The sequence below is a fragment of the Pontitalea aquivivens genome, from assembly GCF_046507575.1.
Classification (GTDB): Bacteria; Pseudomonadota; Alphaproteobacteria; order Rhodobacterales; family Rhodobacteraceae; genus Pontitalea; species Pontitalea aquivivens.
This window is the reverse complement of record NZ_JBKFEY010000009.1, coordinates 105,858-116,145: the sequence shown is the minus strand read 5'-3', so window position 1 is coordinate 116,145 and position 10,288 is coordinate 105,858. Positions and strand designations below refer to the sequence as shown.

Sequence of the window (10,288 nt, the reverse complement as noted above, 5' to 3'; positions counted from 1 at the left end):
CTATACCCGCACGGGTCTTGGCTATGTTGGCCGCCCCGGCGGCCCGGTTGTGACCGTAACCGTCGAAACGGATGGCCTCTACTTTGATCTGCCGCTGATCGGTGCCCTGTTTCGTGAAGTGTTCGAAACAGACACGGCATTCCGCGGGATCGAGGTGCCGGCCAATCCCGTGACCGTGACGGGTGAAGATTTGAAAAGTGGGCGATAAGCAGATGAACGCAATCGAAACCGATCTGTCGCAATTGCCGCGGAATTCACGCAAGAACCAGGTGCTTGTGGTGGATTCCGGGGAAAGCACCGCGCAGGAAATTGCCCGCATGGTGGACCGGCTGCCGAATTTCGCCGCACGTCTGGCCCCGGTCGATACCCTGCGCAAGCCGGGTGGCCTTGCGCCCCCGGCGGTGATCGTCTTTGACTTCGGGCAGATCGGCGAAGAACAGCTAGAACAGATCGCTGCCGTGCGGTCGAATTTCGAACCCGTTCCCGTCGTTGTCGTGTCCGAGGCGCTGAATGACGAACAGGTCCGCAAGCTTCTGAAGCTGAAGGTCAGCGACTGGCTGCGCCACCCCCTGCATCCCGATGAATTGCTGACTGCGCTGCAGGTGGGCGTGCGTCAGAACAAGCAGACCCAGAACCGGGTTCACGCCGTGATCTCGGCGGTGGGCGGGGCGGGCGCGACCTCGGTTGCGATTTCGCTGGCCGATATCCTGGCCCAGAAGGCCGCCCGCCAGGACCAGTCGGTCGCCCTGTTCGATCTGGATTTTTCGACCGGGTCCTGCGGATATTATCTGAACCTGCGGTCGAACTTTGCGCTGGAAAGCGCGCTGTCGCAGCCGTCGCGGATCGATGCGGAATTCGTGCGCCTGCTGGAACAGCGCCATCCGAACGGCTTTTACGTCTATTCCTTCCGGCACCGCGGCACGGTCACGCATCTGAACTGCTACGAACTTGTCCTGCGCCTGCTGGATGCGGTCAGCTTTCAGCACGGGCATACCGTGCTGGACATTCCCTATTATGAAACGGACTGGCGCCAGGATGTGCTGGCGGCGGTGAATTCGGTCACGATCGTGTCGGATATTACCTTGCCTTCGATCAACCAGACGCTGGAAATCCTGAATTCGCTGCACGGCACGCCAGCGGCGGACAAGCAGATCAACGTTCTGTTGAACAGGCAGAAAAGCACGCTGTTCGGCGGCGGCCGGTTCAAGACCGCCAAGCTGAAGGCGCTGTTCGGCGAAACACCTTTTCATTTCCTGCCCGAGGATGAGGCGGATCTGGCCGATGCGATCGACCGGGGCATTCTGCCCAGCGAGGTGAATTCCAGCGGCAAATTCGTCAAGGCGCTGCGCAAGTTCGCGCAAGCGACGCTTCTGGCTGAACGGGTTGAGGTGAAATGATGCCCGCGCGCGCCCTTCGCCGCCGGTTTGTTCTGATCGCGGGTCTTGCCATCGCCGCGGCGCCGGCCCTTGCGGACCCGGGCGCGCTGAAATCGGTTCCGCGCGATCATGGCCAGGTGACGCGGCAGATCGTCGATTTCGACAGCCGTGAAAAGCCGGGCACCATCGTCATTTCCAATTCCGCGCGCAGCCTGCATGTGGTGTTGGGCAAGGGCAAGGCGGCGCGCTATGATATCAGCGTCGGGCGCGACGGGTTCACCTGGACCGGCGAAACCTATGTCGGGCGCAAGGCCGAATGGCCCGAATGGCGCCCCCCGGCCGAAATGCGCAAGCGTGACCCGTCGTTGCCGGGCCATGTGCCGCCCGGCCCCTACAACCCGCTGGGTGCGCGGGCGCTGTATCTGTACCGCGCGGGCGGCGACACGCTCTATCGTATTCACGGCACCAACAATGCCCCGTCCGTGGGCAACTTTGAAACCTCGGGCTGTTTTCGCCTGTCCAATGCCGACGTCATCGAACTGTTCGGCAAGGTCGCGGTCGGAACCAGGGTCATCGTCAGGAATTAAGGGGGAAGCAGATGGTCGGCCGATTTTTCCGCACGAGCGACAAGCCCGCACCGCCCGCGCCGGGGGCGGCGGTGGAAACGGCCGATCTGGCGCGTTCCGTGCCGCAAAAGCCCGCCGAGGCCATCGATGCCGGGATGCCGGACATGGTTGCTGAACGGGTCAACCTGCACCGCTACCTTCTGGACAAGATCAACCTTTCGGTTCTTGATTCCATGGGGGATGCCGAAATCCTGAATGAATTGCGTCCCTTGGTGCGCGATTATGCCAGGATGCAGAGCCTGCCGCTGAATGCGCGTGAACTGGAAGATCTGCTGGCCGATATCGCCGATGAGATGCTGGGCCTTGGCCCGATCGAACCGCTGCTGAAGGATGACACGATTTCCGACGTGCTGGTGGTGGGGCCGCAGACCGTTTACATCGAACGGCGCGGCAAGCTGGAAAAGACCGGCGTGCGCTTCAAGGATGAGGCGCACCTTTTGCGCATCATCAACAAGATCGTGGCAGCCGTCGGACGGCGGGTCGACGAATCCTCGCCCCTGGTCGATGCGCGCCTGCCCGATGGGTCGCGGGTGAATGCCGCGATCCGGCCGGTGGCGGTGGATGGGCCGCAGGTGTCGATCCGCAAATTTTCCAAGCGGCCGTTCCAACTGGCGACACTGGTCGCCAATGGCGCCTTGCCGCAAGGAATGGCGCAGCTTCTGGCGATGGCGGTCGAGGGCAAGGTGTCCATCGTCGTGTCGGGGGGCACGGGTTCGGGCAAGACGACGATGCTGAACGCGCTGTCATCCTTTATCCCGCATGAAGAACGTCTGGTCACGATCGAAGACGCCGCCGAACTGCAACTGCAGCAGCCCCATGTGGTGCGCCTGGAAACGCGCCCCCCCACGCTGGAAGGCCGCAATGAGATCACCCAGCGCGATCTGGTGAAGAACGCGCTGCGGATGCGCCCCGACCGGATCATTGTGGGCGAGGTCCGCGGCGGCGAGGCCTTTGACATGCTGCAGGCGATGAACACGGGCCACGAAGGGTCGATGACCACGATCCACGCGAACAACCCGCGCGATGCGCTGTCGCGGATGGAACAGATGGTGGGCATGGCGGGGATGCCGATGTCGCAGCTTTCCATCCGTTCGCAGATCGCCTCGGCCATCCATCTGATCGTGCAGCTGTCGCGGATGCGTGATGGGACGCGGCGGGTCACCTCGATCGCGGAACTGACCGGGATGGAGGGCGAGGTGATCCAGCTGCAGGAAATCATGAAATTCAACCGGCTGGGCGTGGAAGAAGATGGCCGCGTGATCGGCGAATTCCGCGCAACCGGCATCCGTCCGCGGTTCCTGCAGGATGTTGCCACCATCGGGCTGAAGATCGACATGAAGATCTTTGACCCGACCTATCAGCTGTAAGGGCACGCGATGAATCTGGTCCTTGTCTACGGTCTGGTCTTCGGCGCGGTGCTGCTGCTGGTCGATGCGATCCTGCGCATGGTGCTGGCGGGGCGGCGGCGCACCAGGGAAATCAATGAACGTCTTGTGCGTCTGCGCGACGGCGCCGATCAAAGCGTTGCCTATAACAAGCTGCTCAAGGACCGCTGGGCGGGGGGCGGCGAAAGCGGTTATGATTCCCTCGACTGGTTCATCCGCATCTATCGCCAGTCCGGCCTGCACCTGACGCAGGAACGCCGGCTGGCCTATGCGATCGGTATTTTCACCCTGGCCTGGATGCTGTCGTTCCTGCTGATCCCGGGGGTAATTGCCCAGATCCTGCTGGCGGTCTTTCTGGCCGGTGCTATGATCGTGCTGATCCTGTTGCGGCTGCGCGCGCGCCGCATCGCGCGCTTTGTCACGCAGATCCCGCCCGCGGTCGACATCATCGTGCGGTCGCTGAATGCGGGCCATCCGATCGGCACCGCGATCGCGCTGGTCTCGCGCGAGATGCCCGACCCGATCGGCAGCGAATTTGGCATTCTCAGCGATCAGCTGACCTTTGGCGCCGAACTGGATGCCGCCATGATGAGCATGGTGGACCGTGTCGGCGCCGAGGAACTGAACCTGCTGGCGGTCACGATCAGCGTGCAGCGCGGAACCGGGGGCAGCCTGTCCGAGATCCTTGGCAACCTGTCCAAGATGGTCCGCGACCGGGGTATCCTGCGCGCCAAGATCCGGGCGATTTCGGCCGAAGGGCGTATTACCGCCGTGATCATGGCGGCGTTTCCGTTCCTTTTGTTCTTCATGATCCGCGGGCTGGTGCCCAGCTATTTCGACCCGGTCTGGGAAAGCGGCAACGGCACGGCGGTCGTTGCGGGTGTTCTTGTCTGGATGTCGATCGGCGTTGCCATCCTGTATCGCCTTGTCAAATTCGACTTCTGAACCGGAGCGCCCATGCAACCGATCACCGATATCCTGATCCTTGTGGCGATCTTCGTCTCGGTCCTGTTGCTAAGCTTCACGATCCTGTCCGGGTTTGGCCGGTCGCGCCAGATCGCGCGCAATCTGGAACGGGCGTCCGATGTCGCGGACCGTGACGACAGCCGGATCGATGCCGCCTTCGCCAATGAAAACCCGTTCATCGGCCATTATTATGAGGTCATCCGAAAGAACGATCCCGAAAGCCTGGAGATGCGGCTGATCCGGGCGGGCTTTCTGGGCCGCAAGGCCCGCCGGGTCTATAATATCATCCGGCTGCTGGTCACCGCGGTCAGCTTCGTGTCGACCTGGTTTGTGTTTCTGGGGGTGGCGCCTACGGTCGCGCCGTTGCTGCTGGGCATGTTCTCGATGCTGGTGGCGGGAATTGCCTTCATTCTGGTCAACGCGGTCCTTGACCGTCTGGCCGCCCGCCGCCAGGTCGAATTCCGGCGCCTGTTCCCCGATTTCATGGATCTGCTGATCGTCTGCGTCGATGCGGGGCTTAGCATCGAGGCGGCCATCGACCGGGTTGCCCGCGAATTCATGCGCACAAAACCCGCCTTTGGCTTTCACCTGTCGATCATCAGCCTTGAGGTGCGCGCCGGCCGCCCCCTGCACGAGGCGCTGAACAATTTTTCCACCCGTGTCGGCGTAGAAGAGGCGCGCACCCTGTCCACGATGTTCCGCCAGTCGCAGGAACTGGGCGCCAGCATCGTCAAGACCCTGCGCGTCTTTGGCCAGGAAATGCGCGAGCTGCGCCTGATCCGGGCCGAGGAACTGGCCAATGCCCTGCCGGTCAAGATGCTTCTGCCGCTGGCGGGGTTCCTGTTCCCGGTCAACCTTGTGATCGTGCTGGTACCGATCATGATTCAGATCCTGCGGATGTTCATCAACATCGCGCCGACGGGCTGACCCGGCCGCGCGGTGCACCGGGTTCCGGGTCATCGGCCGGGTTTAGCGCGCGCCCCAGGTGTCGGACAGCCGATAGCCTTCGGGCCAGGGGTCCGACGGGTCCAGCATGTGCTGGTGGATGCCGGTGATCCAGCCGCGGCCGGAAATTTCGGGCAGGATCGCGGGGCGGTCGCCCACCGTCGTCGTACCCAGAATGCGCCCCGCGAAGGTCGACCCGATCAGCGAGACGGCGGTCAGCCGATCCTGCGGCCCCATCTGGCCACGCGCATGCAGCACCGCCATGCGTGCCGACAGCGCCGTGCCGGTGGGTGAACGGTCCACCTTGCCGGGCTGGATCGCCACCGCGGCGCCAGCGCGCAGATCATGTCCCTGCCGGGTGACGGGCCCGGCGAAAAGACAAAAGGAAACATGCCGCCAGTCGGGGTTTTCCGGGTGGTGAAAGCCCAGCTGTTCGGTCGCGGCATTGGTGATCTTCACGCCCAGCTTCGCGATGTCATGCGCCTCATCCGCGCGCAGCGCGAACCCCAGCGCCTGCGCATCGACGAAAACGAAACTGTCGCCACCATAGGCGGTATCGACCCGCAATGTGCCCAGGCCCTCGACCTCAAGCATCGCATCCAGCCGCGCGGCAAAGCTGGGCAGGTTCTGCACAAAGATCCGCTCGGCCTTGCCATTGCGGCATTCCGCGCGCACCCGTACCAGCCCGCCGGGTGCCTCCAGCGTGATCTGCGTCTCGGGTTCGGTCATTGGCAGGATGCCGCTGTCCAGCAGAACGGTCGCCACACAGATCGAGTTCGACCCCGACATCGGCGGGGTATCCTCGGGCTCCATGATGATGAAGGCGGCGTCGGCCTGGGGGTGTTTTGGCGGCACCAGCAGGTTCACATGGCGAAAGACCCCGCCGCGCGGTTCGTTCAGCACGAAATTGCGCAGCCGCTGATCGCGGGCGATCCAGCGCGACTGATCCCACAGCGTGGCGCCCGGCGGCGGGGTGACGCCGCCGACGATGACATCGCCCACCTCGCCTTCGGCATGGGCGGAAATCACATGAATGGTCTTGGTTGAACGCATGGCAACCTCAGGCAAGCCAGGGGGGAAGGGTCCGCGGCGCGCGACCGGTGACGGCGGCCTCGGCACAGGCCGAAAGGCCGCCAAAGCGCACCGCGCGGCCCGACAGGCCGGGGCCGTAATGGGCATATTTGCCCGAATTGGTCATCAGCGCGCGGGTGGCGGGGGGAAAGACCGGCTCGGATATGGAACACCAGCACAGATCGGGCAGCATCTGCACCCCGGCATCGTGCAACCGCGCCAGCGTGCCATCGGCGCGCGCCTGATCGATCACCGCGCGCCCGGCGGTGACGATGGTGGCCACCGCCACGCGCCGCCCGGCCAGCGCATCGGCCAGCGCCCGGCATTCCCGGGCCGAGGCATGGGGGCTGCCGATGGCGATCAGTTCCACCGTCTCGGGCCCGTCGTTCAGGGTGCGCCAGCCCGCCGCCATATCGGCGCGGGTGATCCGCGCGTGGTCGGCAGCGGGGGCGATGCGATCGGCCTCGGGGGTGATGCCTTCGACATGCAGCATCGGCGCGGCCGAGGTGGTGCCAAAGGCCGCGCACAGCGCCTTGAGTGCCTCGGGGCCGGGGTTTGCGGCGGCCAGACCGCGCAGCACCGGGATGCGGTCGGGCGCGGCCCGGCCGGCCAGCCATCCGATCAGCGGCCAGAAGGCATCGTCGATCCGCTCGGGCAGATCGACATCAAGGATCCGGCGCGCCTGGCGATGTTCATCCAGATAGACCCCGGCCAAAGGCGCGCGCCCGGTGATGGCGATGCACAGGTCCAGAAAATCCGGATGCTTGGCGGTGCGCGCGCCCAGCACGCTGTTGGCATAGATCACCGCGTTCGATTCCGCCCAGGCGATTGCCTCGCCCTGCTGCGGCGCGCTGTCCAGCAGATAGGGGGAACAGGTGAAGGTCGGCTGACAGCCCATGCGCACATAGGCATCCGCCAGCCGTTGCGCGGGGCCGCCAAAATCGGGCGGTACACCCTGCGCGCGCCAGTTGGCATGATCGACCGAAATTGCGTTCATCGTGGTGGGGATGCGCACCCGCGCGCCCATATCCGCCATTTTTTGCGCGAATGTCAGGTTCGCGGGGCTGGCATAGATGCAGCCGTCGATATGGCCCTGCGTCACATCGATCAGCCGTTCCGCCCCCTGATTGGCGGCCATCGCGCACAGGATGCGCATGGCCTGCGCGGTGGCGGCGCCCGCCTTCCCGGCCAGCATCGCGCGGTCGTCCTCGGTCAGATCCAGCGCGGCGGTGGCGGGGGGCGCGATCGGGATCGTCAGGCCGTCGGCGATAATCGCGGCTTCGGTGATGCGGGCGGATCGCGCCTGCGCCAGCGCGGCAAAGGCATCGGGCGTCAGCCGCAGCACCGGCAGGGGTTTGCCGAACATCCCGGCGCCGATCATCGCGCCAAGGGTCACGACATCCTCGGGTTCGGCAAAGACCAGTGCCGCGGGCGCATGGCCGTTCAGCACCATGTCCAGCAACACCCCCGATCCGGTGCAGGACCCGCGCGTGCCCGGCATCACCAGAATGCGCCCCGCAAGGCTTTGCCCCGCCAGCGGGTGATGCACGTCGATCACCCGCCCCGTCGCCGGATCGACCCCGCCCCAGAAGCTGAGCGGTTCGGGACAGACCAGAACCGCGCCTTCGGCTGTGCCCGGCAGGATCGCTTGCGCCCGGCCCGTCATTTCACCACGAACCCATGCGCAAAGGGGTCGCGGTCGTCGATGAAGATGGTGTTGTAGCCGGTCATCCGCGCCCAGCCCGCGATTGACGGGATGATGGCGGCGCGTCCGGCGACATCGGCCGTGCCCTCGACCCGGCCCTTGAAGATCGAGCCGATGATGGATTCATGCCAGAATTCATCGCCCACCGCCAGCTTGCCCTTGGCCGTCAGTTGCGCCATCCGGGCCGAGGTTCCGGTGCCGCAGGGCGACCGGTCAATCGCCTTGTCGCCGTAAAACACCGCATTGCGCGCATGCGCGCCCGGCACCGTGGGGGCGCCTGTCCACTGGATATGGCTCAGCCCGTTGATCGCGGGGTGTTGGGGGTGGACAAATTCGTATTTCGCATTCAGCGCCGCGCGCAGTTTGGGGGAAAAGCCGATCAGCTCGCCTGCGGTGAAATCGGCCATGTCGCGGAAATTCTTCTGCGGCTCGACAATGGCATAGAAATTGCCGCCATAGGCGACATCGACCACGATTTCGCCCAGCCCCTCGACCTGGGCGGTCAGCCCTTCGGCGAAAAGGAATGAGGGGACGTTGGTCAGCCGCACCTCTTCGACGAAACGGCCTTCCTGGCGGTATTCGATATCGACCTTGCCTGCGGGCGCCTCGATCGACAGGCGGCCGGGTTCGCGCGGCGTGATCAGGCCGTTTTCGATGCCCATGGTGATGGTGCCGATGGTGCCATGCCCGCACATCGGCAAACAGCCCGAGGTTTCGATGAACAGCACCGCCACATCGCAATCGGGGCGTGTGGGCGGGTAAAGGATGGACCCCGACATCATGTCATGGCCGCGCGGTTCGAACATCAGCCCGGTGCGGATCCAGTCGAAGTCGCGCAGGAAATGGGCGCGCCGTTCCAGCATGTCGGCGCCCTGCAACCGGGGGCCGCCGCCCGCGACCAGCCGGACGGGGTTGCCGCAGGTATGCCCGTCGATGCAGGAAAAGGTGTGGCTGGCCATGGGGACCTCAGAAGCGTTGGGGCGAAAAGGGGGTCAGGTCGATGGCGGGCACAGCACCCGTCACCAGGTCGGCGACCAGCCGCGCGGTGCCGGCCGATTGCGTCAGGCCCAGATGGCCATGACCAAAGGCATAGGTCACGCGCGGCGTGGCACGGGCCGTGCCGATGGCGGGCAGGCTGTCGGGCAGGGACGGGCGAAAACCCATCCACTGAACCCCGCCCGTGGGCTTCAGCCCGGGCAGGAAGGCCTGCGCCTTCTTCAGCATCGCCTCGGCCCGGCGGAAATTCGGCGGCAGGTTCAGCCCGCCCAGTTCCACCGCCCCGCCAACGCGGATGCCGGTGGCCAGCCGCGAGATGATAAAGCCATGCCCGCCAAAGGTGATCTGCGTGCGCAGGTCAAAGGCATCTTCGGGCAGCGTGGTGTTATAGCCGCGTTCGGTTTCCAGCGGGATGCGGTCGCCCAGGCCCCGGGCCAGAAGGTGCGAATGCGCCCCCGCCGCCACAACGACATGGCCCGCGCGGCGCGTTTGCCCGTCCGCCAGCCGCAGCGTGACGCCCTGGGCGTCGGGGGTCAGCGCCGTGGCCTCGGCCCGGGCGATCCCGCCGCCTTGCGCGCGGAACCTTTCGGCCAGTGCCAGCGTGTAAAGCTTGGGGTCGGCGATCGAATACCAGCCCGGGGTGAAGGTGCCCCGGATGAAACGCGGCGAAAGACCCGGTTGCAGGTCGGCCATTTCCGCAGGCGACATATGGCGAAACTCGATGCCATGATCGGTGCGGGCCTGCCAGCCGGGCAGCGAGGCGCGAAACTCGGCCTCGGATTCATAGACCTGCAGATTGCCCTTCTTGTGCAGCATCGGCAGGGTGCCGGTGGCGGCCAGGAAAGGTTCCAGCTCGGCCTTGGACAGATCCATCAGCGCGGTCTGGGCGGTGGTGGACTGGGCCACGCGGGCGGGCGAACAGGCACGCCAGAACCTGAACATCCAGGGCGCGATCCGCAGCGCATAGGCCGGTGGCACGCTCAGCGGGCCAAGCGGGTCCAGCAACCATTTCGGCGCCTTGCGCAAGATGCCGGGCGAGGCCAGCGGCAGGATGTCGGTGAAGGCAAAGGCGCCGGCATTGCCGGCCGAGGCGCCCGCGGCGGGGCCTTCGCGGTCCAGCACCGTCACGGCAAGGCCGCGCGCCTGCAGCGCCAGCGCGGCGGACAGGCCCACCACACCGGCGCCGATCACGATAACATCGGACTGGGTCTGCATCAT

At 65.3% G+C, this 10,288-nt stretch carries 10 protein-coding genes; 6 read left to right on the top strand and 4 right to left on the bottom strand.

All coding sequences use genetic code 11. The features are described 5' to 3' along the window. The 6 genes from ACK8OU_RS11820 to ACK8OU_RS11795 form a co-directional block, all read left to right on the top strand. Positions 1-208 (top strand): hypothetical protein (locus tag ACK8OU_RS11820; protein WP_410303631.1); only part of this gene is annotated, 208 nt, incomplete at its 5' end. A gap of 4 nt (positions 209-212) precedes the next feature. Beyond that, entirely contained in the window at positions 213-1,397 is a 1,185-nt protein-coding gene (locus tag ACK8OU_RS11815; RefSeq protein ID WP_410303630.1) for a hypothetical protein, read from the top strand. After that, a complete protein-coding gene (locus ACK8OU_RS11810) occupies positions 1,397-1,963 on the top strand; it encodes a L,D-transpeptidase (protein ID WP_410303629.1) in 567 nt (188 codons plus the stop codon). Before ACK8OU_RS11815 ends, ACK8OU_RS11810 begins: the two co-directional genes overlap by 1 nt. Before the next feature lie 11 nt (positions 1,964-1,974). Then, positions 1,975-3,369, top strand: a complete 1,395-nt coding sequence (locus tag ACK8OU_RS11805) for a CpaF family protein (protein ID WP_410303628.1) — start codon at positions 1,975-1,977, stop codon at positions 3,367-3,369. A 9-nt stretch (positions 3,370-3,378) separates the two neighbouring features. Then, complete coding sequence (locus ACK8OU_RS11800) at positions 3,379-4,332, top strand: type II secretion system F family protein (RefSeq protein ID WP_410303627.1); 954 nt, start codon at positions 3,379-3,381, stop codon at positions 4,330-4,332. A 12-nt stretch (positions 4,333-4,344) separates the two neighbouring features. Continuing rightward, a complete protein-coding gene (locus tag ACK8OU_RS11795) occupies positions 4,345-5,280 on the top strand; it encodes a type II secretion system F family protein (RefSeq protein ID WP_410303626.1) in 936 nt (311 codons plus the stop codon). Between the two features lie 42 nt (positions 5,281-5,322). Here the strand turns inward: ACK8OU_RS11795 and ACK8OU_RS11790 are convergent, their stop codons facing one another. From ACK8OU_RS11790 to ACK8OU_RS11775, 4 genes are read right to left on the bottom strand one after another with little or no spacing between them, the layout of a single operon-like run. After that, positions 5,323-6,351, bottom strand: a complete 1,029-nt coding sequence (locus tag ACK8OU_RS11790) for a trans-3-hydroxy-L-proline dehydratase (protein WP_410303625.1) — start codon at positions 6,349-6,351, stop codon at positions 5,323-5,325. A gap of 7 nt (positions 6,352-6,358) precedes the next feature. Beyond that, positions 6,359-8,035 carry a cis-3-hydroxy-L-proline dehydratase gene (gene lhpI / locus ACK8OU_RS11785; RefSeq protein ID WP_410303624.1) on the bottom strand — a complete coding sequence of 559 codons (1,677 nt, stop codon included), beginning with the start codon at positions 8,033-8,035 and terminating at the stop codon, positions 6,359-6,361. Then, on the bottom strand, positions 8,032-9,033 hold the full coding sequence (locus ACK8OU_RS11780; protein WP_410303623.1) for a 4-hydroxyproline epimerase: 1,002 nt from the start codon (positions 9,031-9,033) through the stop codon (positions 8,032-8,034). Before ACK8OU_RS11780 ends, lhpI begins: the two co-directional genes overlap by 4 nt. A 7-nt stretch (positions 9,034-9,040) precedes the next feature. Then, positions 9,041-10,288 carry an NAD(P)/FAD-dependent oxidoreductase gene (locus tag ACK8OU_RS11775; protein ID WP_410303622.1) on the bottom strand — a complete coding sequence of 416 codons (1,248 nt, stop codon included), beginning with the start codon at positions 10,286-10,288 and terminating at the stop codon, positions 9,041-9,043.

Coding starts and splice junctions, on each gene's coding strand:
- ACK8OU_RS11815 (WP_410303630.1), top strand. CDS start 213: ATGAACGCAATCGAAACCGATCTGTCGCAATTGCCGCGGAATTCACGC.
- ACK8OU_RS11810 (WP_410303629.1), top strand. CDS start 1,397: ATGCCCGCGCGCGCCCTTCGCCGCCGGTTTGTTCTGATCGCGGGTCTT.
- ACK8OU_RS11805 (WP_410303628.1), top strand. CDS start 1,975: ATGGTCGGCCGATTTTTCCGCACGAGCGACAAGCCCGCACCGCCCGCG.
- ACK8OU_RS11800 (WP_410303627.1), top strand. CDS start 3,379: ATGAATCTGGTCCTTGTCTACGGTCTGGTCTTCGGCGCGGTGCTGCTG.
- ACK8OU_RS11795 (WP_410303626.1), top strand. CDS start 4,345: ATGCAACCGATCACCGATATCCTGATCCTTGTGGCGATCTTCGTCTCG.
- ACK8OU_RS11790 (WP_410303625.1), bottom strand. CDS start 6,351: ATGCGTTCAACCAAGACCATTCATGTGATTTCCGCCCATGCCGAAGGC.
- lhpI (WP_410303624.1), bottom strand. CDS start 8,035: ATGACGGGCCGGGCGCAAGCGATCCTGCCGGGCACAGCCGAAGGCGCG.
- ACK8OU_RS11780 (WP_410303623.1), bottom strand. CDS start 9,033: ATGGCCAGCCACACCTTTTCCTGCATCGACGGGCATACCTGCGGCAAC.
- ACK8OU_RS11775 (WP_410303622.1), bottom strand. CDS start 10,288: ATGATGCAGACCCAGTCCGATGTTATCGTGATCGGCGCCGGTGTGGTG.